This is a genomic window from Sulfitobacter sabulilitoris (genome assembly GCF_005887615.1).
Classification (GTDB): Bacteria; Pseudomonadota; Alphaproteobacteria; order Rhodobacterales; family Rhodobacteraceae; genus Sulfitobacter_E; species Sulfitobacter_E sabulilitoris.
Map to the genome: position 1 here is coordinate 369,334 of NZ_VANS01000002.1, position 20,163 is coordinate 389,496.

At 61.4% G+C, this 20,163-nt stretch carries 22 protein-coding genes; 18 read left to right on the forward strand and 4 right to left on the reverse strand.

Translation table 11 applies throughout. The features are described from left to right. Positions 1 to 62 precede the first annotated feature (62 nt). The 7 genes from hslO to FDT80_RS10155 all read left to right on the forward strand — a co-directional run bounded on the left by hslO (position 63) and on the right by FDT80_RS10155 (position 8,556). Positions 63 to 1,049 carry an Hsp33 family molecular chaperone HslO gene (hslO, locus tag FDT80_RS10125; RefSeq protein WP_138662163.1) on the forward strand — a complete coding sequence of 329 codons (987 nt, stop codon included), beginning with the start codon at positions 63 to 65 and terminating at the stop codon, positions 1,047 to 1,049. Continuing rightward, positions 1,042 to 1,647: a CoA pyrophosphatase gene (locus FDT80_RS10130; RefSeq protein WP_138662164.1), complete on the forward strand. Its 606-nt coding sequence runs from the start codon at positions 1,042 to 1,044 to the stop codon at positions 1,645 to 1,647. The genes hslO and FDT80_RS10130 overlap by 8 nt, the downstream gene beginning before the upstream one ends. Beyond that, complete coding sequence (locus FDT80_RS10135; protein ID WP_138662165.1) at positions 1,623 to 2,801, forward strand: CCA tRNA nucleotidyltransferase; 1,179 nt, start codon at positions 1,623 to 1,625, stop codon at positions 2,799 to 2,801. The genes FDT80_RS10130 and FDT80_RS10135 overlap by 25 nt, the downstream gene beginning before the upstream one ends. 168 nt (positions 2,802 to 2,969) lie before the next feature. Then, positions 2,970 to 4,808, forward strand: a complete 1,839-nt coding sequence (locus tag FDT80_RS10140; RefSeq protein WP_138662166.1) for an ABC transporter ATP-binding protein — start codon at positions 2,970 to 2,972, stop codon at positions 4,806 to 4,808. Next, positions 4,805 to 6,637, forward strand: coding sequence for an ABC transporter ATP-binding protein (locus tag FDT80_RS10145; protein ID WP_138662167.1), 1,833 nt, complete (start codon positions 4,805 to 4,807; stop codon positions 6,635 to 6,637). The genes FDT80_RS10140 and FDT80_RS10145 overlap by 4 nt, the downstream gene beginning before the upstream one ends. A gap of 39 nt (positions 6,638 to 6,676) precedes the next feature. Further along, positions 6,677 to 7,924 (forward strand): class I SAM-dependent RNA methyltransferase, encoded by a 1,248-nt coding sequence (locus tag FDT80_RS10150; protein WP_138662168.1) that lies wholly within the window; start codon positions 6,677 to 6,679, stop codon positions 7,922 to 7,924. Between the two features lie 128 nt (positions 7,925 to 8,052). Then, on the forward strand, positions 8,053 to 8,556 hold the full coding sequence (locus FDT80_RS10155; RefSeq protein ID WP_138662573.1) for a L,D-transpeptidase family protein: 504 nt from the start codon (positions 8,053 to 8,055) through the stop codon (positions 8,554 to 8,556). Between the two features lie 29 nt (positions 8,557 to 8,585). Here FDT80_RS10155 and dalA read toward each other — a convergent pair whose 3' ends face one another. After that, on the reverse strand, positions 8,586 to 9,095 hold the full coding sequence (gene dalA, locus FDT80_RS10160) for a divisome-associated lipoprotein DalA (RefSeq protein WP_138662574.1): 510 nt from the start codon (positions 9,093 to 9,095) through the stop codon (positions 8,586 to 8,588). A 167-nt stretch (positions 9,096 to 9,262) separates the two neighbouring features. On the opposite strand from dalA, the gene FDT80_RS10165 reads away from it, so the two are divergent. Continuing rightward, positions 9,263 to 9,874, forward strand: coding sequence for a L,D-transpeptidase (locus tag FDT80_RS10165; protein ID WP_138662169.1), 612 nt, complete (start codon positions 9,263 to 9,265; stop codon positions 9,872 to 9,874). A 140-nt stretch (positions 9,875 to 10,014) separates the two neighbouring features. Next, positions 10,015 to 10,194: a hypothetical protein gene (locus FDT80_RS10170; RefSeq protein WP_138662170.1), complete on the forward strand. Its 180-nt coding sequence runs from the start codon at positions 10,015 to 10,017 to the stop codon at positions 10,192 to 10,194. 75 nt (positions 10,195 to 10,269) lie between these two features. Here the strand turns inward: FDT80_RS10170 and hemH are convergent, their stop codons facing one another. Further along, positions 10,270 to 11,334 carry a ferrochelatase gene (gene hemH / locus FDT80_RS10175; protein WP_138662171.1) on the reverse strand — a complete coding sequence of 355 codons (1,065 nt, stop codon included), beginning with the start codon at positions 11,332 to 11,334 and terminating at the stop codon, positions 10,270 to 10,272. A 55-nt stretch (positions 11,335 to 11,389) separates the two neighbouring features. Beyond that, positions 11,390 to 12,208: a methyltransferase domain-containing protein gene (locus FDT80_RS10180; RefSeq protein WP_138662172.1), complete on the reverse strand. Its 819-nt coding sequence runs from the start codon at positions 12,206 to 12,208 to the stop codon at positions 11,390 to 11,392. Between the two features lie 15 nt (positions 12,209 to 12,223). Between FDT80_RS10180 and FDT80_RS10185 the strand changes: the two genes are divergently transcribed. Genes FDT80_RS10185 through FDT80_RS10200 form a run of 4 tightly spaced genes read left to right on the forward strand, consistent with a single transcriptional unit; the run spans position 12,224 to position 14,527 of the window. Continuing rightward, on the forward strand, positions 12,224 to 12,955 hold the full coding sequence (locus tag FDT80_RS10185) for a ComF family protein (protein ID WP_138662173.1): 732 nt from the start codon (positions 12,224 to 12,226) through the stop codon (positions 12,953 to 12,955). A gap of 40 nt (positions 12,956 to 12,995) precedes the next feature. Continuing rightward, positions 12,996 to 13,253, forward strand: a complete 258-nt coding sequence (gene grxC, locus FDT80_RS10190) for a glutaredoxin 3 (RefSeq protein WP_138662174.1) — start codon at positions 12,996 to 12,998, stop codon at positions 13,251 to 13,253. After that, on the forward strand, positions 13,253 to 14,083 hold the full coding sequence (locus FDT80_RS10195) for a carbon-nitrogen hydrolase family protein (protein WP_138662175.1): 831 nt from the start codon (positions 13,253 to 13,255) through the stop codon (positions 14,081 to 14,083). Before grxC ends, FDT80_RS10195 begins: the two co-directional genes overlap by 1 nt. After that, on the forward strand, positions 14,084 to 14,527 hold the full coding sequence (locus tag FDT80_RS10200; protein ID WP_138662176.1) for a MarR family winged helix-turn-helix transcriptional regulator: 444 nt from the start codon (positions 14,084 to 14,086) through the stop codon (positions 14,525 to 14,527). On the opposite strand, the gene ubiG is transcribed toward FDT80_RS10200, so the two are convergent. Beyond that, the gene (ubiG, locus tag FDT80_RS10205; RefSeq protein WP_138662575.1) at positions 14,524 to 15,270 is read right to left on the reverse strand and encodes a bifunctional 2-polyprenyl-6-hydroxyphenol methylase/3-demethylubiquinol 3-O-methyltransferase UbiG; all 747 of its coding nucleotides are present in this window, start codon (positions 15,268 to 15,270) and stop codon (positions 14,524 to 14,526) included. The two genes, FDT80_RS10200 and ubiG, sit on opposite strands and share 4 nt — an antisense overlap. A gap of 49 nt (positions 15,271 to 15,319) precedes the next feature. Between ubiG and pip the strand changes: the two genes are divergently transcribed. The 5 genes from pip (at position 15,320) to FDT80_RS10230 (ending at position 20,158) form a co-directional block, all read left to right on the forward strand. Beyond that, positions 15,320 to 16,291 carry a prolyl aminopeptidase gene (gene pip, locus FDT80_RS10210; RefSeq protein WP_138662177.1) on the forward strand — a complete coding sequence of 324 codons (972 nt, stop codon included), beginning with the start codon at positions 15,320 to 15,322 and terminating at the stop codon, positions 16,289 to 16,291. Further along, positions 16,288 to 17,184, forward strand: a complete 897-nt coding sequence (locus tag FDT80_RS10215) for an ABC transporter substrate-binding protein (RefSeq protein ID WP_138662178.1) — start codon at positions 16,288 to 16,290, stop codon at positions 17,182 to 17,184. Before pip ends, FDT80_RS10215 begins: the two co-directional genes overlap by 4 nt. A gap of 141 nt (positions 17,185 to 17,325) precedes the next feature. After that, positions 17,326 to 17,904 carry a ribosome maturation factor RimP gene (gene rimP / locus FDT80_RS10220; protein ID WP_138662179.1) on the forward strand — a complete coding sequence of 193 codons (579 nt, stop codon included), beginning with the start codon at positions 17,326 to 17,328 and terminating at the stop codon, positions 17,902 to 17,904. After that, positions 17,904 to 19,514 (forward strand): transcription termination factor NusA, encoded by a 1,611-nt coding sequence (gene nusA, locus FDT80_RS10225; RefSeq protein ID WP_138662180.1) that lies wholly within the window; start codon positions 17,904 to 17,906, stop codon positions 19,512 to 19,514. The genes rimP and nusA overlap by 1 nt, the downstream gene beginning before the upstream one ends. Before the next feature lie 23 nt (positions 19,515 to 19,537). Next, positions 19,538 to 20,158, forward strand: coding sequence for an RNA-binding protein (locus FDT80_RS10230; protein ID WP_138662576.1), 621 nt, complete (start codon positions 19,538 to 19,540; stop codon positions 20,156 to 20,158). Positions 20,159 to 20,163: the final 5 nt, after the last annotated feature.

The following is a 20,163-nucleotide window of genomic DNA, read 5'->3' on the forward strand; positions in this document are numbered from 1 at the left end:
AATCGGGTTGTGAGCCTTATATGGACGCGGTATGCCAACACGCGGCCCGTAAGGAAACCCCAATGACACTCGGAACTCAGATCGCGTGGGACGACACAGTCCTGCCCTTCCAGCTTGATGCCAGCGACATTCGCGGCCGCGTTGCGCGGCTGGACGGTGTGTTGAACGGTATTCTGAAACAGCACGATTATCCCACGCAGGTCGAAGCCCTTGTGGCGGAGATGGCGTTGCTGACCGCTCTCATCGGCCAGACCATCAAGCTGCGGTGGAAATTGTCGTTGCAGGTGCAGTCAAAGGGCGCCGTGCGCATGATCGCCACGGATTACTATGGCCCGGAGCAAGACGGCACGCCCGCGCGCATCCGTGCCTACGCCAGTTACGACAAGGATCGGCTGACCGAAGGCCCCGCGTTCGACCAGGTGGGCGAAGGGTACTTTGCCATCATGATCGACCAGGGCGAGGGGATGACGCCGTACCAGGGCATTACCCCGCTGGCGGGCGGATCGCTGTCGTCCTGCGCCGAGGCGTATTTCGCGCAGTCCGAACAATTGCCGACGCGGTTTTCGCTCAGCTTTGGCGAATCGACCCAGCCCGGCGTCGACCAGCACTGGCGCGCGGGCGGTGTCATGTTGCAGCACATGCCCAAGGCATCGCCATTCGTGGCCAAGGGCGAAGGCTCCGGCAATGTCCTTGCGGCGGATGATCTGTTGCACGACGATATGGCCGAGAACTGGAAGCGGGTGAATATCCTGCTCGACACCGTCGAGGATCTTGAGCTGATCGGTCCCACCGTGCCGCCGACAGATCTGCTGTTGCGGTTGTTCCATGAAGAACAGCCGCGCGTGTTCGACACGCAGCCAGTGCGGTTCGGATGCACCTGTTCGGAAGACCGGGTGCGGCAAAGCCTGTCGATCTATTCAGCCCGCGACATCGAAAAGATGACGACCGACGATGGCCGTGTGACCGCAGACTGCCAGTTTTGCAGCGCGCATTACGACCTTGATCCCGCAACCGTGGGGTTCGAGGCGGATCAGGACGAGCGTGACTGAACCGTCGTCCCTGATCGAAAACATACGGGCCGCGCTGGCGACGACCGGCGCGGCATCCAGCGATTATGACCTCAATCCCGGTGTGACCTTGCCCCAGGGGCGCGTCTTGCGGCCCGCAGGCGTTCTGGCGCCCATCCTCAAGCGCGGTGACGAGTACCACCTTTTGCTGACCAAGCGGTCCTCCGCGCTCAAGCATCATCCGGGCCAGATAGCGTTTCCCGGCGGCAAACAGGATGACGGCGACGCGGATGTCATTGCCGCCGCGATCCGCGAAGCGCAGGAAGAGGTCGGTCTGCCGCCGGAGCTGGTCGAGATTTTGGGCACATTGCCGCCGCACGAAACGGTGACGAGTTTTCGGGTGACACCGGTGATCGCCCTTGTCAAAGACGCGTTCGACGTTGTGCCCGAACCCGGCGAAGTGGAAGAGGCCTTTACCGTTCCGCTGTCGCATGTCCTGAATGCTGACAACTACGTGATACAATCGCGGCGCTGGCGCGGGCAGGAACGGTCATATTTCGCGGTGCCCTACGGACCCTATTACATCTGGGGCGCAACTGCGCGTATGTTGCGGGCATGGACCGACCGAATGACCCCCTGATCCCCGCCTATACGCCGTGGTTGCATGATCCGCATGCGCAAGCGGTGTGTGATGCTATAGCATCGGGTGGATATCAGATCCTGTTTGTCGGCGGATGCGTGCGAAACGCGCTTTTGGGCCGGAGCATCTCGGATGTCGATCTGGCGACCGACGCGCACCCGGACCGGGTCTGCGAGCTGGCGACCAAGGCGGGGCTCAAGGCGGTTCCGACCGGCATAGAGCATGGAACGATAACCGTCGTGGCCGGCGGAACGGGGTTCGAGGTCACGACGTTTCGACGGGATGTCGAAACGGACGGGCGGCGCGCGGTTGTCATGTTTTCCGACCGGATAGAGGATGACGCCCGGCGGCGCGATTTCACGATGAATGCGCTTTATGCGCGGCCCGACGGCACCGTGGTCGATCCGTTGGGGGGGTTGCCCGATCTGCGCGCCGGTCGTGTGCGGTTCATCGAAAACGCCGATGACCGCATCACCGAAGATTACCTTCGGATCCTGCGCTATTTTCGGTTTCATGCGTGGTACGCCAATCCCGAGAACGGCTTTGACCCGGACGCGCTTGATGCCATATCGCGTAATTCATCCGGGTTAGAGTCACTTTCGGCGGAACGTATCGGCGCCGAGATATGCAAGCTGTTGTCAGCGCCCGATCCTGTCTCGGCGGTGGCGCAGATGCGGCAGACCGGCGCGCTCGTGGCTGTCTTGCCGGGATCCGATGATACGCTGCTCGGCCCCGTCGTTCATCTTGAGCCGAGCCTGGAGATCGCGCCGGACTGCTGCTTTCGGCTTGCGGTTCTGGGCGGGGAGCAGGTGACCGCGCGGTTGCGGTTGAGCAAGGCAGACGCACGTCAGATAGAGCAGTATCGCGCGGCATTCGCGGAGGGCCGGGGGCTTGATGAGGTGGCATACCGATCCGGCGGTGACGTTGCGAGGAAGGTTGCGATATTCCGCGCCGCACTGGCCAACCGGCCCGTGGACGCCACGGAAATCGCGCAGATCGACACGGGTGCCGCGGCCAGATTTCCCGTGACCGCAAAAGATCTGATGCCCGGCTACAAAGGCAAGGCGCTGGGGGATCGACTTGATTTTCTGGAACGGCGCTGGATCGCATCTGGGTTTCGACTGACGCGCGACGACTTGCTGACCATGGGTTGAAAAGGTCGACAGCAACGACGGCTTTCGCTACAAAAAAACATCAAGACGGAGGATGACAAAATGTTTCGCGGGATCTGGTTCGGCTGAAGCCGTCACACCCCTGGCACTTTGGACCTGCTTTTGCGGTGTCCGATCATTTTGTTCATCTGATAGTCGAGGCTTCCTGCCATGTTCCGATATTTCGAACGTCTTGTTGATCCCTACGTGGACTACCCCGAATCCGACAACCCGCCGCAAAGGCTGTGGCCGTTTTTGCGTGACTATTCCGTTCCTTTCCGCCGGGTGTTCATGATCACGGCGATCATGTCGATCATCGTTGCCGGGATCGAGGTGGGGCTGATCTACTACATGGGTCGCATTATCGACCTGCTGGGCGCAGGGCCCGCGCAGTTCTGGGACGACCACCGGATCGAACTGATCTGCGTGGCGCTGTTCATCCTGTTCTTGCGTCCGCTGTTGCAGGCGCTGGATGTGGCGCTTCTCAACAATGCGATCCTGCCGAATTTCGGGACACTCATCCGTTGGCGGGCGCACCGTCAGGTGCTGCGCCAATCCGTTGGCTGGTTCGAGAATGACTTTGCCGGGCGCATCGCCAACCGGATCATGCAGACACCCCCCGCCGCCGGAGAGGTAATCTTTCAGGTATTCGACGCGATTTCGTTTTCCCTGGCCTATCTGATCGGTGCCGCCATCCTTCTGACGTCCTCTGACCCGCGGCTTTTGCTGCCGTTGCTGGGCTGGTTCGTTCTGTATGGTTTCTTGATCCGGTGGACCGTCAGGCGGGTCGGCCCCGCGTCGAAAGACGCATCCGATGCGCGATCGATGGTCACGGGCCGAGTTGTCGATGCCTACACCAATATCCATTCGGTCAAGATGTTCGCACATCATGACCGGGAACTGGAATATGCCAAAGATGCCATCGAACACGCGCGCGAGACCTTTCAGACCGAAATGCGCATTTTCACGGTCATGGACACCACGCTGGTCGCGTTGAACGGTTTGTTGATCGTGGGCGTCGTGGGCTGGGCGATCGCACTCTGGACCCAGGGCCAAGCCAGTGTTGGCGTGGTTGCGGCGGCGACGGCGCTGACCCTGCGGTTGAATGCCATGACCGGTTGGATCATGTGGGCGCTGACCACGTTCTTCCGCCAGCTTGGTGTTGTGGCCGAAGGGATGGAAACCATCGCCCAGCCGGTTTTGCTGCGCGACGCGCCGGATGCAAAGCCGCTGGTGATGTCGCGGGGCGAAATCGCGATATCGGGCCTGACGCATCATTACGGGCGTCCGTCCGGCGGTCTGGATCAGATCGATCTTACGATACGCCCCGGTGAAAAGATCGGTCTGGTGGGGCGGTCCGGCGCCGGGAAATCGACCTTGGTCAAGTTGCTGTTGCGGTTCTACGATGCCGAAAGCGGCAAGATAGAGATTGACGGTCAGGACATCAGCAAGGTCACCCAGGACAGCCTGCGGCGTGCGATCGGGATGGTGCAGCAGGACAGTTCGTTGCTTCATCGGTCGGTGCGCGACAATATCCTGTACGGTCGCCCCGACGCGAGCGAGGACCAGGTGATCGCCGCCGCGAAGCAGGCACAGGCGCATGAATTCATCCTTGGTCTGACGGATCCGCAGGGGCGTCGCGGGTACGATGCGCAGGTCGGCGAACGGGGCGTCAAGCTGTCCGGTGGCCAGCGGCAACGTGTGACCCTAGCGCGGGTCATCCTGAAGGATGCGCCAATCCTGCTGCTGGACGAGGCGACAAGCGCGTTGGACAGTGAAGTCGAGGCCGCGATACAGGATACCCTCTACAGCATGATGGAGGGCAAGACGGTCATCGCGATTGCGCACCGCCTGTCCACGATTGCGCAAATGGACAGGATTTTGGTGTTGGATCAGGGCCGCATCGTCGAAGATGGCCCCCATGACGCGCTTTTGTCCGATGGCGGGCTATATGCAGATTTCTGGGCCCGGCAATCGGGAGGGTTTCTCAAGACAGAGGCAGCCGAGTGAAGATTTCAACATGGATCGATGCATTTCGGGCCGCAGACGGTCCGCCGCCGCAGACGTTGGGCGCGTTCATGACATGGTGCCTGAGCGGGGCGTGGCCGGCGTTGGGGCTTGCCGCATTCCTGTCCGCAGCCGCCGGCGCGCTCGAGGCGGGCACCGCGTATATCCTCGGACTGGTGATCGACGCGACTGTCAGCTCGGGGCCCGAGCAGTTTTTCGATGGCCAGAACATCGCTCTGATCATGGGGGCGGTCGCGTTTTTCCTGCTGGCGCGGCCCTTGCTCTTTGGGCTTTCCGCTTCGGCCAATGCGATCATCGTGCAACCCAATGTGAACCCTCTTGTGCTGTCACGCCTGCACCGCTGGACCCTGGGTCAGACGGTCGGGTTTTTCGACGACGATTTCGCGGGTCGGATTGCACAAAAACAGATGCAAGCCGCGCGCGCGGTGACCGAAGTCGCGTCGGAAATGATCAACGTGGTTGCCTTTGCGCTGGCATCCCTTGTCGGTTCCGTCGCTTTGCTGGTGGCAATCGATTGGCGGGTGGCATTGGGATTTTCGGTCTGGATGGCCGCTTATCTTGCGCTGATCAACTGGTTTCTGCCGCGCATTCGCGAACGATCTGCCGGGCGTGCCGGGGCACGGGCGATGGTGTCGGGGCAGGTCGTGGACACGATCACCAACATCAAGACGGTCAAGCTGTTTGCGCATGCCGATCACGAGGATCGCGCGGCGCTTGGCGCGATGCAGACGTTTCGCGCCCGCGCGCTTGAATTCGGTTATCTGGCGGCGGGGTTCCGGTTTGCGCTGATGTCGCTGGCGGGGATCTTGCCGGTGCTCCTGCTGGGCGGGACGATTTTGTTGTGGCGCTCGGGGCAGGCCAGCGAAGGCGATATCGTCGCGGCGGGCGCCGTCGCAATCCGCATCGCGCAGATGACCGGATGGGTCAGCTTCACGCTGATGGCGATCTATTCCAACGTCGGCGAAGTCGAGGATGGGATGCGCACGCTGACGCCACGCAATCGCCTTGAGAATGCGCAGGATGCCGTTGATCTCAAGGTGCCGCAGGGGCAGATCGACCTGCGCCATGTCGGGTTTGCCTATGGGCGCGATGTAGGTGGGGTGCAGGACATCGATCTGACCATTCACGGCGGTGAAAAGCTTGGGATCGTCGGTGCCTCCGGCGCGGGGAAATCGACGCTCGTCGCGCTTCTCTTGCGGCTCTATGATGCCGAAGAGGGCCAGATTCTGATCGACGGCACCGATATTCGCGATGCGACACAGGAAAGCCTGCGTCGCAACATCGGGATGGTCACGCAGGAGACCGCGATGTTCAACCGGTCGGCGCGCGACAATATCCAGTATGGCCGCCCCGAAGCGACAGAGGCCGAATTGATCGACGCCGCGAAAAAGGCCGAGGCGCATGATTTCATCCTGCAGCTTGAAGACCACAAGGGCCGTCGCGGGTATGACGCGCATCTGGGGGAGCGGGGCGTCAAGCTGTCGGGTGGGCAACGCCAGCGGATCGCGCTGGCCCGCGCCATTCTCAAGGACGCGCCGATCCTGATACTCGACGAGGCCACAAGCGCGCTTGACAGCGAGGTCGAGGCGTCGATCCAGGCCGCCCTTGAGCGTGTGATGCAAGGCAAGACCGTTCTGGCGATTGCGCATCGGTTATCGACGCTGACGGAAATGGACCGCATCATCGTGATGGACGACGGGCGCATCGTCGAAAACGGCACGCATGACGACCTGCTGGCGCAGCGCGGTCTCTATTGGCAGTACTGGGACAGGCAATCCGGCGGCTTTATTCATACGCAGGCGGCGGAATAGGGGCTTTTGCCCGGACGCGCGGCGCAGTAAGCCCGTCGCATGACAGAATACCGTATCAAACGACTGGGCCATCATGGCGACGGCATTGCCGATGGGCCGCTGTACGCCCCCATGACATTGCCGGGCGAGGTGGTGACCGGCACGCCGCAGGGCACGCAACTGGCCGATGTGCGGATCGTCACCCCATCCAGCCAGCGTGTCGCGGCCCCGTGCCGCCATTTTAAATCCTGTGGCGGCTGCCAGCTGCAGCACGCCTCCGACGCGTTCGTCGCCGAGTGGAAACTGGACATGGTGCGGTTCGCGCTGGATGCGCAGGGTCTGAGCGCGGAATTGCGACCGATCTTGACCTCGCCCGCGCAATCGCGGCGCCGGGCGACATTTGCGGCGCGACGCACGAAAAAGGGGGCGATGGCTGGGTTTCACGGCCGCGCATCCGATACGATCGTCGAAATACCCGATTGCAAGCTGCTGGACCCGACCGTGATGGAGGGGCTGCCGGTGGCGCAGGCACTGGCGATGGTCGGCACAAGCCGCAAAGCGACCCTGGCGGTGACGGTGACCTTATCGCACGACGGGCTTGATGTTCTGGTGCAGAATGGCAAGCCGCTGGACGGGCCGCTGCGGCAGGAATTGGCACATCTTTGCGCGTCGCTGGGTCTGGCGCGGCTGACATGGGACGACGAGGTGATCGCGATGCGCGCGCCGCCCGGCCAAAGCTTTGGCGCGGCGTGGGTCGTGCCGCCGCCGGGCGCGTTTTTGCAGGCCACGGCCCACGGCGAAGCGGCGCTGCTGCAAGCGGTTCAGGAGATCGTGCGGGAGGCGGACCAGGTGGTCGATCTTTTCGCGGGCTGTGGGACGTTTTCCATTCCGCTTGCCGCAGGCGCGGAGGTGCACGCGGTAGAAGGGGATCGCGCAATGATGGCGGCGCTGGATGCCGGATGGCGCAAGGCGCAAGGTCTCAAGAAGATCACGACCGAGGCACGCGATCTGTTTCGCCGTCCGTTGATGCCGGACGAATTGCGGCGGTTCGATGTGGCCGTGCTGGATCCTCCGCGCGCCGGGGCAGAGGCCCAGGTGGCGGAGATCGCCCGTTCACAGCTTGAAAGACTTGGCTTCGTCTCCTGCAATCCGGTGACATTCGCGCGGGACGCATCGGTCTTGCGCGACGCGGGCTTCACGCTGGACTGGGTACAGGTCGTGGACCAGTTCCGCTGGTCGACGCATATCGAACTCGTGGCGCAATTCACCAGACCGCCGCAGCCGGATCCAAGAGGGCGGCGAAGGTGAGCGCCGTCGCAACAGGTCGGCCGAAAAAGCGTGAATCAACCGCTTTGTGAGAGATTTCCGTGAGTCTTTGTGGTAATCGAAGCAAAAAGAAGCAGAGCATGACGACCACGAGACAGGACAGCAGGCAAATGCATCGCAGAGGTTTGATGTTGGGGGCCGCGGCAGCGGTCACACTAGGGGCGTGCAGCAGCACACCATCGAAATTCAAGAGCTATTCCGGGCCGGAGGTGACCTATGTCGTGGTCAACAAAAGCGCCCGCCGGATGTACCTGATGCACCATGACAAGGTGCTCAAGGACTACGATATCGATCTTGGATTTGCGCCAATCGGCCACAAGGCGTTCGAGGGGGATGGGCGCACGCCCGAAGGGATTTACCGGATCGACCGGCGCAATCCCAACAGCCAGTTCCACTTGTCGATCGGAATTTCATATCCGAATGTGAACGATGTCGCACTCGCCAAGGCGCTGGGCAAGACACCGGGCGGCGACATCTTTATTCATGGGCAGCAGAATCCGCTCAAGCCGGGCCCCAGGGACTGGACCTGGGGTTGCATCGCGGTGAAGAACGAAGAGATCGAGGATATCTATGCAATGGTGCGTGATGGCACGCCGATTGCACTGAACCCCTAGGTGGGGTCGCTCCGGGCGCGGGTGAAGGGCTAACCGCCCATCACGAGGGTCCACCAGATCTTGCCGCCTGTCTCCTGAAACCACGAAAATCCCATCTTGGTCGCATCCGGGCTCATGATGATGCGGCGGGTATCGGGCTTTTCCATCCAGGCCGCCAGCGTCTCAAGTTCGGTCTCGTAGGTTTCGGAGATGTTTTCGCCGACAAGCTCTCCGGTGTAGCCGACACGCTGCACGCGGTCGACGGGCGACGATCCGTCGGATCCAAAATGCCATGGGCGGTTTTGCACCGCCATGTCGCGTGCGTGGGTCGCGGCGGCCGCGTTCAGGCGCGAATCAAGTTCGACCGGGGCCAGATTGGAGGCACTGCGCAATGCGTTGATCGAATCGAGCATCCGAAACTGGATTTTCCCCGCATCGGCGCGGCTGATACGGTAGAGTTGCGGCAGAGCGCGGCCATCGGAGCCAATGGTTGGCGCAGCAGGGGCACAGGCCGAAAGGGCAACGGCAACGGCCAGAAAAACAGACACAAGACGGATCATCATGATCTCCACTTCAAAAAATCCCCCTCGCATACCGCGCGGCGCGTGCTAATTCAAACGCACATAGGCGTGACCTTGCCTGATGACGCTGGTTTGATTTGCGACTGCGTCTTTCACGCAATAAGTTATCGTCAACCAAATATCCTGTGAACGATGGAGACAGTTCAATGTCTATTTCACGATTCAACACGCCTAGCCGCCGGGCGTTTCTGGCTGGCGGCGCCGCGATGATCGCCGCGCCCGCAATTGCGCAAAGCACGAGTTCGGTGAATTCCGAGGCAACAACCCAGGGCGAGCGGGACTTGACGGAGAGCGTGCGCCGCAACATCTCGAGCTTCCGCATGCTCGATTGGCAGCCTTATTTCAGCAACCTCAACAACGGTGCCGTGCTGGTGGATATTGACAGCCGCGCGGTGCATTTCTGGTCGGAAGACGAGAGCATCTACAAGCTGTACCCCTCCAGCGTGCCGCTGACCGAGGAATTGACGCGCAAGGGCCGCACGTCCGTCATTCGAAAGGTCGAAGGCCCAAGCTGGCGCCCGACTCCCTCCATGCTGGAGCGGAACCCCGAATGGCCGGAGTATATCGGGCCGGGTCCGGACAACCCCCTTGGCACGCATGCGCTGTACCTGAGCTGGACCTATTACCGGATCCACGGAACACATGATACGCGCAAAATCGGGCGGCAATCTTCCAATGGTTGCATCGGTCTTTACAACGAACATATCGCGGAACTTTTCGGGATGACCAAGGTGGGCACGCAGGTGTTGCTTATTTGACGACATTCGGACTGTTGTGTGGCCCCGACGCGTAATCCGGGTTTGCAATCCGACAGTTATGTTGTTTAGAAATTCCCACGAGGTAAGTCTTGGGTGCGCGCCGGCACATTGCTTGGCGCGCTGTTTCTGGAGGTTATACTATGAAAAAACTCGTTCTCGCAGCTGCTCTGACAGCCGCCGCATCGACAGCTTACGCAGGTTCGCTTGCCGAGCCCGTCGTGGAAGCACCCGTTGTGGTTGAAGAAGCGTCCAGCTCGTCTTCGGGCGTTCTGCTGCCGCTGGTTCTGCTGGCACTGGTTGCTGCTGCTGTTGCTGACTAAGCAATATCGGCAGAGTTATGAAAAAGGCGGTGCTTGCACCGCCTTTTTTACGTTTCGGGTGTAAACGTCAGGCGGTCAGCCTTTGATCCACCCGGCAAGATTGTCATCGATGACATTGGACAGTGCGGTGATATGCGCGTCGTCGTCATTGAGGCAGGGAATATAGGTGAAATGCTCGCCGCCTGCCTCTTCAAAGCTTTCCTTGATCTCTTCGTTGATCTCTTCCAGCGTTTCGATGCAGTCGGCAGAGAAGGCCGGCGCGCAGACGGCGATGTTCTTTTTGCCCTGCTCGGCCAGGCGCGCCACCTCTTCGACGGTATAGGGCTGCAGCCACTCTTCGGGCCCGAACTTTGACTGGAACGTCGTTGTGATTTCCGTGTCCTTCCAACCCAGCCGCTCTTTCAGCAGGCGCGTGGTTTTCTGACATTGGCAGTGGTAGGGATCGCCCTCCATCAGATAGCGGATCGGCACGCCATGATAGGAACACACCAGAATGTCGGGTTTCTTTTCAAGGCCGGCATAGGCGCGTTCGATCGACTGTGCGAGCGCGTCGATGTAATCGGGCCGGTCGAAATAGGGTTCGACCGTGCGGGTGGACGGCTGCCATTTCTCGTGCGTCAACGCGCGAAAGAACTCGTCGTTGGCGGTGGCCGATGTCGCGCCTGCGTAATGCGGATAAAGCGGAAAGAACAGGATCTTGCGGCATCCCGCCTCGGTCATCGCCCGGACCTTGGACCTGGTCGAGGGATTGCCGTAGCGCATGCAGTAATCGACCATCACCTCATCGCCATATTTCGCCTCCATCGTCGCTTTGATCTTGGCGGTCTGGGCTTTGGTGATCGTGGCAAGGGGGCTTTCGCCGTCGGCCTCGTTCCAGATGGATTTATAGGCCGCGCCGCTCGAAAACGGGCGTTTCGTGAGGATGATCAGCTGCAACAGCGGCTGCCAGATCCAGGGGCTGTAGTCGATCACCCGCCGATCGGACAGGAATTCGTTCAGATACCGGCGCATTGACCAGTAGTCGTAATTGTCCGGTGTACCGAGGTTGGCCAGAAGGATACCGATCTTGGGGCGCGCCACCGCCGGGTGGTCCGGCTTGGCGTGCACAGGTCGCGTTGCGGTGTTTGCAGTATCCAGCATGACGGTATCCTTGGCGCGGTGAACTGGGGGTCAGATAAACGGTTTTCCGCCCGGGTCAATCTGGCAGCGGGTTTTCCTGCGTGGCCAGCGCGTCTGCGAGCCGTTGTCGTGCCGATCCGGGCCGCAGCGGCTGTGGTTGGCTTTCGTCGGGCGCCCATCCAGTCAGCGTGATCAGCTCGAAGGTGGCAGTGATGCGTTCTTCGGCTGCGGCAAAGTGACCGGCATAAAGTTCGGCGGCGTGATGAAACAGCGCACGCCGGGTGACGTTTCGGGGGCGCGCGCTTTGGGCATTGGCCTCTCCCATTGCACGCAGATCGCGCATCAGATGCCACATCGACCGGTATTCGACCTGAAGCGGCAGGCTGTCGGCCACGGGCAAAGCAAGACCGGCACGCTGCAATAAGGCCCCGAGGTCGCGGACTTCGCCCATCGGGGCCACGCGCGGCGACAGGCCGCCGGTCAGCGCCGCTTCGGCCTGGCCGAGGCAACTGCGCAATTCATGCAGGGTCTGCCCGCCCAGCGCGACGGCGATCAAGAGACCGTCCGCCGACAGCGCGCGGCGACATTGGATCAGTTGGCCCACCGGGTCGTTGGCCCAGTGCAGGCCCAGCGCATGGACCACAAGATCATGCGCGCCCGGTGCAAGATCGAGGGTTTCATCGTCCGCAACAATGCGGGCGCCCGGGATGCGATCGGCCCAGATCGCGGGAAAAGGCGTCACGACGGCCGGCGATTTAAACGTCCTGTTAACCATGGTCAGGCGATCCTGCACATCGTCGGCGGCCGCAGACTGCAAGAACAGGTCGCCGTCAGCGGCGCGCATCCGATTACGGTTCAATGCCGCGCGATCCGTCAGGGGTATGGGTAAGGTCATGAAGAAGATAATAGTGTGACACAGGGAGTAGTTCAAACCGCGGTCTCGCTTATCTATCCCGCCAGGTGCCTGACCTGCGGCGATACGGTGGACAGCGATTTCGGACTGTGCGGCAAGTGCTGGCGCGACACCGCGTTTGTGGGTGGGGCAATCTGCGATCTGTGCGGGACGCCGCTGCCCGGACACAAGGCGGAAGAGGCGCTGCACTGTGACGAGTGCCGCACCGTGGAGCGCCCGTGGCAGCAGGGGCGCGCGGCACTTCTGTACAAGGATAACGCGCGCAAGATGGTGCTGGCGCTCAAGCATGGCGACCGTCAGGAAATCGCGCAACCGGCAGCCCGCTGGATGGCGCAGACGATCCGCGACCTGCCTTTGGACAACGCGCTGGTGGCGCCGGTTCCGCTGCATTGGCTTCGGTTGCTGAAACGACGGTATAACCAATCCGCGTTGCTGGCGCAGGCCCTGGCCAAACTGATCGGTGCCTCGCAGTGTCCCGACCTTTTGATCCGCACCCGAAAGACGACACCGCTGGAAGGGATGACCCGCGACGAACGTTTTACGATGTTGCAAGGCGCAATTCGCGTACACCCGAAAAGACGGCGCCGCATTGTCGGGCGGCAGGTCCTGCTGGTGGACGATGTGATGACCTCCGGCGCCACGCTTTCGGCATCGGCCACGGCTTGCATTGACGGCGGCGCCACGGCTGTTTTCGTCGTGGCACTGGCGCGCGTGGCCAAAGACACCTAAATCCTTATTCAACGCGATCTGTTGGAAAGGGATATGGTCAATGCCATCCGTCGAAATCTATACCTCGCCGCTTTGTGGGTTTTGCCATGCGGCCAAGCGCCTGCTGAACGAAAAGGGCGTCAGCTTTGCCGAGGTGGACGTGCTGGCCAACCCGGACCGCAAGCCGGAGATGATTCAGCGGGCGAATGGGGGGCGTACGGTGCCGCAGATTTTCATCGGTGATGCCCATGTCGGCGGCTGCGATGATCTGTACGCGCTTGAGCGGGCGGGCAAGCTGGACGCGCTACTGGAAGCGTGATGCGGGTTGCCCTTTGCCAATTGAACGCGAGCGACGATCCGGTGGCGAATCTGCCCCGGACGGTCGCGATGGTGCGCGATGCGGCGCGGGACGGGGCGGCGTTCGTCCTGACCCCCGAGGTCACGAACTGCGTATCGACCAATCGCGGGCATCAACAAGACGTGCTGGCGCTTGAGCAGGACGACGCGACCCTCGCCACGCTAAGAGCGGAGGCAAAGGCGCTAGGGCTGTGGCTTTTGATCGGGTCGCTGGCATTGAAGACCGGTGACGACGATGGCCGGTTTGCGAATCGGTCATTCCTGATCGATCCGTCCGGGGGGATCGTCGCGCGATACGACAAGATCCACATGTTCGATGTGACCGTCAGCGAAACCGAGACTTACCGCGAATCGTCCGGATACAGGCCGGGCGATCATGCTGTTCTCGCAACGGCTTTGGGTGCACAATTGGGCATGACGATTTGCTACGATGTCCGGTTTCCCGCCCTCTACCAAACTCTGGCGCGGGCGGGGGCGCAGGTTCTGACGGTTCCGTCGGCCTTTTCCCCGGCCACTGGCCCGGCCCATTGGGAACCTTTGCTGCGTGCGCGTGCAATCGAAACGGGGTGCTTTGTCCTGGCGCCGGCGCAAACCGGCACCCATGCAAGCCGATCGCACCGGACCCGCGACACCTATGGTCATTCGATGATCGTCTCGCCATGGGGCGAAGTGATCCTCGATGCGGGCACGGCCCCCGGTGTCTACTGCGCCGATCTGGCGATGGAGAGCGTGACGCAGGCGCGGAACAAAATTCCAAGCCTTGCCAATGCAAGATCTTTCGATGGGCCCTGAATGACGGATGACAAGAATTCCCTCGCAATCGCGCTGTTCAGCGAAGTGCTGGCCGCCGATCAGTTGGTGCGCAACCGGCTAAGCCGGGTGCTGCCCAAGGGCATGGAAATCTCGCATTTCTCGGTACTCAACGGTCTTGCGTTTCATGGCGGAGAGCGCACGCCGGCCCAATTGGCCGACACGTTTCACGTGACGCGGGGCGCCATGACCAACACGCTGAGCAAGCTTGAGCGGTCGGGTTACGTGCACATCCGCCCCGATTGGGATGACGCGCGCCGCAAGATGGTCGCGATCAGCCCGGCGGGACGGGCGGCGCGCGACACGGCAATCAACTCGATCACGCCGATGATCAACCAGGTGGTCGAGGAATTGGGGTCGGATCGGGTGCGCGCCGCGCTGCCGATTCTGCGCGAGATGCGCAAGCAGCTGACCGACGAATCCTAGTCAGGCTTCAGGCTGGCGGTGACGTAATTCACGCTCAGATCCCTGTCCGACAGGCTCCATGACCATGTGATAGGGTTGAAAACGAACCCCTTGCGGTCGACCGGCACGAGCCCGGCGCGCGTCAAAAGGTCGAAAAGCTCGTCCGGTGTGATGAATTTCGACCAGTCATGCGTGCCCCTTGGCAGCCAGCGCATGACGTGTTCCGCACCGATGATCGCCATCATGTAGGACTTCGGGTTACGGTTCAGGGTCGAGCAGAGGTGCAATCCGCCCGGCTTCAACAGTTGCCCGCATGCGGTCAGGTAGTCGATGGGCGAGGCGACGTGTTCGACAACCTCCATGTTCAGGACCACGTCGAACTGTTCGCCCGCGGCGGCCATGTCCTCGGCGGTGGTGTGGCGATAGTCGATTTCGAGCCCGGATTGCTCTGCATGGATCCGTGCGACCGGAATGTTGCCTTCGGCGGCGTCCGCGCCGACGACATCCGCGCCCATCCGCGCCATCGGTTCGGCCAGCAGCCCGCCGCCGCAGCCGACGTCGAGGATGCGCAGCCCCTTGAACGGAAGGGGTGCCGTGAGGTCGCGATCGAATTCGCCCGCGATCTGGTTGGTGATGTAATCCAGACGGCAGGGGTTGAGCATGTGAAGCGGCTTGAACTTTCCGTCCTGATCCCACCATTCTGCGGCCATCGCTTCGAATTTGGCGATCTCATCGGGGTCCACGGTGGTGTGATGCGCTTGCATTTCGATCTCCATGTGCTCTTTTGTCTTTCTCGGCTTATATAGGGCAGTAATGGACAAGTACGCAGACCAAAAGCGCGCAGTGCAGTATCTCTATCCGCCGATCGATCCCTACGATCAGCGGATGCTCGATGTTGGGCAGGGCCACCGCATCTATGTGGAGCAGTGCGGAAATCCGCAGGGCATTCCGGTGGTCGTGCTGCATGGCGGTCCGGGCGGAGGATGCAGCCCGTCGATGCGCCGGTATTTCGATCCGTCGGTGTACCGGGTGATTCTTTTTGATCAGCGGGGATGCGGACGGTCGCGACCGCATGCATCGGTGACGCATAACACCACCTGGCACCTGGTCGCGGATATCGAGCTTATCCGCACGACCCTGGGCATCGACGCATGGGCCGTCTTTGGCGGAAGCTGGGGGGCGACCCTGGCGCTGATCTATGCGCAAGCGCATCCCGGTCACGTGCGACACATCGTTTTGCGCGGCGTGTTCCTGATGATGCAAAAGGAACTGGATTGGTTTTATGGCGGCGGGGCGGGAAAATTCTGGCCCGAGGTCTGGGAGCGGTTTACCGGGCTTATCCCCGAGGCCGAGCAAGGCGATCTGATTGCCGCGTATCACCGGCGCCTGTTTTCCGGCCAGATGGGCGAGGAAACGTTGTTTGCCCGCGCCTGGTCGGCATGGGAAAACGCGCTGGCGTCGATTCATTCGTCCGGTTCGGGCGGTGAAAGCCCGGGCGAATATGCGCGGGCCTTTGCCCGGCTGGAAAACCACTATTTCATTAATGCGGGATTTCTGGAATTCGACGGCCAGCTGCTGGCGCATGTCGACCGAATTGCGCATATTCCGGGCGTGATCGTTCAGGGGCGTTATGATATGATCTGTCCGCCCGACAGCGCCTATGCGTTGTCGCAGCGGTGGCCCAACTGCGAACTCAAGATGGTGCGCAACGCGGGTCATGCGCTGTCGGAACCGGGCATCAGCGCCGAGTTGGTGCGCACAATGGACAGGATCGCCCTTCAATGACCCGTTCCGCCCCCAGATTGGATCGTCGCGCGCTGTTTGCATCCGGTGCCGCCGCGGCATTGCTGGCGGCGTCGGGCATGTCGGCCATGGCGGCGCCACGGCGCGGGGGGCGTTTGCGGATGGCGCTGTCCGGGGCGCGGCGCGATGACAGCTTTGATGCGCGCAAGCCGATGGGTGTTTTCATGCAGGTCGCGATGCTGGGCGCGGTGTTCGATACGCTGACGCAGGTGGCCGCGGACGGGACGCTGCATGGCGAACTGGCCACCGGATGGCACGGAAGTTCGGATGCGCGCGTCTGGGTTTTCGATCTGCGTCGCGATGCGCGGTTTCACAATGAGGCGGTCTTTACGTCGCAGGATGTAATCGCATCTCTGGCGTTGCATACCGACGCGGCCTTGGCGGGCATTTCGGACATGCGCGCGCTCGGTCGGCACCGGGTCGAAGTGACGCTGTCGCAGGGCAACGCCGATTTCCCCTACACGCTGTCCGCACCGCAGTTCGTGATCTATCCCGAGGCCGGCATGGCCGACGCGATGGCAGAGGGCATCGGCACCGGCCTTTACCGCGTCGATCGGTTTCACCCCGGCCAGCAGTTTCTGGGCAGCCGCGTCGCGCAGCATTACAAGGACGGTCAGGCGGGGTGGTTCGACACGGTCGAACTGGTGTCTGTCCCGGCCGCGCATGTGCGCGCCGAGGCGTTGCGCGATCATTATGTCGATGTTGCCGATCTGGACGATCCCGGCGAACTTCTGGGCCAGCCCGATATTACGCTTCTGCCAAACGCACACGCCATGACGCAGGCGGCATGGCGGACTGTGGCATTGCCCGCGACCATCGGGTCGCGCTGGCCGCTTGATAATCTGCGCGCGGCAGAGCGGTGGTGGATGGCATAGGCGATCAGGGCTTGCAGACTCGGAATCTCAAGCGTATATGAACCTCAACAGCGGCGCGTTAGGGTCCAAACCAAACGCTCCACCGAAATTCGTAACGGGCCGCGCGCCCGTTTTTTTGTGCTTGGAGTATCGAGCAATCTCATGACCAACGACCTGATCGCCAAAGCCGCCATCGACCGCCGCATGGCCGAGATCATCACCCCGGTGATCGAGGATCTGGGGTTCGAACTGGTGCGCGTGCGTCTTATGTCGGGCAAATCGACGATCCTGCAGATCATGGCGGACAAACCCGAGGGCGGTATCGAAGTCGACGACTGCGCGCAGATCAGCCAGGCCGTCAGCGCCATCCTGGATGTCGAGGATCCGATTCTGGATGAATATACACTGGAAGTGTCGAGCCCGGGCATCGACCGCCCGCTGACGCGGCTGAAGGATTTCGAGGCGTTCGAAGGCTACGAGGCCAAGATCGAGACCGCCGAATTGATCGATGGCCGTCGCCGCTTCAAGGGTGAATTGGCGGGGGTCGAGGACGACGAAGTTCTGATCAACGTGGAAGAAGGCACAATTGGTCTGAAATTTGACTGGCTGTCAGACGCCAAGCTGGTGCTGACCGACGATCTGATCAAGGAAATGCTGCGCCAGCGCAAGGCGTCGGGCGCAATCGACGAAACCGCTTTTGACGAGATCCAGACCGACGAGTCTGATGAGGGAGAAAACTGATGGCCATTACATCCGCAAACCAGCTTGAGCTGCTGCAAACCGCCGAGGCGGTTGCCCGCGAAAAGATGATCGACCCCGGTCTGGTGGTCGAAGCGATGGAAGAATCGCTCGCCCGGGCGGCCAAGTCCCGCTATGGCGCGGAAATGGACATTCGTGTGCATATCGACCGCAAGACCGGCAAGGCGACATTTACCCGCGTGCGGACGGTGGTCGAGGATGAAGAGCTTGAGAACTATCAAGCCGAATTCACGGTCGAGCAGGCCAAGCAATATATGGACGATCCCAAGGTCGGCGACCAATTCGTAGAGGAAGTTCCGCCGGTCGAGATGGGCCGAATCGCCGCGCAGTCGGCCAAGCAGGTCATTCTGCAAAAGGTGCGCGAAGCCGAGCGTGATCGCCAGTACGAGGAATTCAAGGACCGTGCCGGCACGATCATCAACGGCCTGGTCAAGCGCGAAGAGTATGGCAACGTCATCGTCGATGTGGGTGCGGGCGAAGCGATCTTGCGCCGCAACGAAAAGATCGGGCGCGAATCGTATCGCCCGAACGACCGGATCCGGGTCTATATCAAGGATGTGCGCCGCGAGCAGCGCGGCCCGCAAATCTTCCTCAGCCGGACCGCGCCCGAATTCATGGCGGAACTGTTCAAGATGGAAGTGCCCGAAATCTACGACGGCATCATCGAGATCAAGGCGGTCGCCCGCGACCCCGGTTCGCGCGCCAAGATCGCGGTGATCAGCTATGACAATTCGATCGACCCGGTCGGTGCCTGCGTCGGCATGCGCGGCAGTCGCGTGCAGGCCGTGGTGAACGAGTTGCAGGGCGAGAAGATCGACATCATTCCCTGGAACGAAGACCAGCCGACATTCCTTGTGAATGCGTTGCAGCCCGCCGAGGTCAGCAAGGTCGTTCTGGACGAAGAAGCCGGAAAGATCGAAGTCGTCGTACCCGAAGAGCAGCTGTCTCTGGCGATTGGCCGCCGCGGCCAAAACGTGCGTCTGGCGTCGCAGTTGACCGGTCTTGATATCGACATCATGACCGAAGAGCAGGAAAGCGCGCGCCGTCAGGCCGAGTTCGAACTGCGCACCAAGCTCTTCATGGACAATCTCGACCTGGACGAATTTTTTGCCCAGCTTCTTGTGTCCGAAGGGTTTTCAACCCTCGAAGAGGTTGCCTATGTCGAGATTGACGAGCTTTTGGTGATCGATGGCGTCGACGAGGACACCGCCAATGAATTGCAGGCCCGTGCCCGCGATGTGCTCGAGGCACAGAACAAGGCCGCGCTCGATAATGCCCGCGCTATGGGTGTCGAGGACAGCCTGGTTGAATTCGATGGCCTGACACCCCAGATGATTGAGGCGCTGGCCAAGGACGACGTCAAAACGCTTGAGGATTTCGCGACCTGCGCGGATTGGGAACTGGCCGGTGGCTGGACCACCGTGAACGGTGAGCGTATCAAGGACGACGGCGTGTTGGAGCCGTTCGACGTGAGCCTCGAAGAAGCCCAGGACATGATCATGACTGCGCGCGTTCTGCTGGGTTGGGTCGATCTCGCCGATCTTGAAAAAGACGCCGCCGAAGAGGACGAAACAGAGGAGGCCGAGGCCTGATTGCAGGGTCCGGAGGCACGATGATGACGCGCGGTGGTGCCATGAAAGACCGGTCCGAGGGATCTGAACGCAAGTGCATCGTCACCGGCGACGTGCAACCAAAGTATGGTTTGGTGCGTTTCGTCGTCGGACCGGACGGGCAGGTCGTGCCGGATGTCCTGGGCAAATTGCCCGGACGGGGCATTTACGTGGCGGCGGATCGTGCCGCGATAGACAAGGCAGCCAAGAAGGGGTTGTTCGCACGTGCGGCCAAGCAACCGGTGCAAACGCCCGAGGCCCTGTCGGACGAGGTTGAGCGGCAACTGGTACGGCGCGTGGTCGATCTGATCTCGCTCCAGCGCAAGGCGGGCAAGGCGGTCGCCGGGTATGAAAAGGTCAAGAGCTGGCTGCAGATGGAAGAGGCCGAAGTGCTGATCCAGGCCAGCGACGGATCGGGGCGCGGCAAGTCGAAGTTGAGCACGCCGCATTACGGATCTTACATCGGCTGGTTGACGGCGGATGAATTGGGTTTGGCATTCGGACGTCAAACTGTGATACATGGGGCGCTCGCCTCTGGTGGACTCACGCAACGTGTTGTAGAGGAAGCCCAAAGACTAAAGGGCGTGCGCATAACTGAGGGTGGCAACGGTCACCCGGAAAGATAGACGAG

Bases quoted from the DNA above. Each gene is read 5' to 3' on its own strand.
- hemH (WP_138662171.1), bottom strand. From the start codon at position 11,334: ATGCTGGATACTGCAAACACCGCAACGCGACCTGTGCACGCCAAGCCG.
- FDT80_RS10180 (WP_138662172.1), bottom strand. From the start codon at position 12,208: ATGACCTTACCCATACCCCTGACGGATCGCGCGGCATTGAACCGTAAT.
- hslO (WP_138662163.1), top strand. From the start codon at position 63: ATGACACTCGGAACTCAGATCGCGTGGGACGACACAGTCCTGCCCTTC.
- ubiG (WP_138662575.1), bottom strand. From the start codon at position 15,270: ATGCAAGCGCATCACACCACCGTGGACCCCGATGAGATCGCCAAATTC.
- FDT80_RS10135 (WP_138662165.1), top strand. From the start codon at position 1,623: ATGGACCGACCGAATGACCCCCTGATCCCCGCCTATACGCCGTGGTTG.
- FDT80_RS10170 (WP_138662170.1), top strand. From the start codon at position 10,015: ATGAAAAAACTCGTTCTCGCAGCTGCTCTGACAGCCGCCGCATCGACA.
- nusA (WP_138662180.1), top strand. From the start codon at position 17,904: ATGGCCATTACATCCGCAAACCAGCTTGAGCTGCTGCAAACCGCCGAG.
- FDT80_RS10150 (WP_138662168.1), top strand. From the start codon at position 6,677: ATGACAGAATACCGTATCAAACGACTGGGCCATCATGGCGACGGCATT.
- dalA (WP_138662574.1), bottom strand. From the start codon at position 9,095: ATGATCCGTCTTGTGTCTGTTTTTCTGGCCGTTGCCGTTGCCCTTTCG.
- FDT80_RS10230 (WP_138662576.1), top strand. From the start codon at position 19,538: ATGACGCGCGGTGGTGCCATGAAAGACCGGTCCGAGGGATCTGAACGC.
- pip (WP_138662177.1), top strand. From the start codon at position 15,320: ATGGACAAGTACGCAGACCAAAAGCGCGCAGTGCAGTATCTCTATCCG.
- FDT80_RS10215 (WP_138662178.1), top strand. From the start codon at position 16,288: ATGACCCGTTCCGCCCCCAGATTGGATCGTCGCGCGCTGTTTGCATCC.
- FDT80_RS10195 (WP_138662175.1), top strand. From the start codon at position 13,253: ATGCGGGTTGCCCTTTGCCAATTGAACGCGAGCGACGATCCGGTGGCG.
- FDT80_RS10140 (WP_138662166.1), top strand. From the start codon at position 2,970: ATGTTCCGATATTTCGAACGTCTTGTTGATCCCTACGTGGACTACCCC.
- grxC (WP_138662174.1), top strand. From the start codon at position 12,996: ATGCCATCCGTCGAAATCTATACCTCGCCGCTTTGTGGGTTTTGCCAT.
- FDT80_RS10200 (WP_138662176.1), top strand. From the start codon at position 14,084: ATGACGGATGACAAGAATTCCCTCGCAATCGCGCTGTTCAGCGAAGTG.
- FDT80_RS10155 (WP_138662573.1), top strand. From the start codon at position 8,053: ATGCATCGCAGAGGTTTGATGTTGGGGGCCGCGGCAGCGGTCACACTA.
- FDT80_RS10165 (WP_138662169.1), top strand. From the start codon at position 9,263: ATGTCTATTTCACGATTCAACACGCCTAGCCGCCGGGCGTTTCTGGCT.
- rimP (WP_138662179.1), top strand. From the start codon at position 17,326: ATGACCAACGACCTGATCGCCAAAGCCGCCATCGACCGCCGCATGGCC.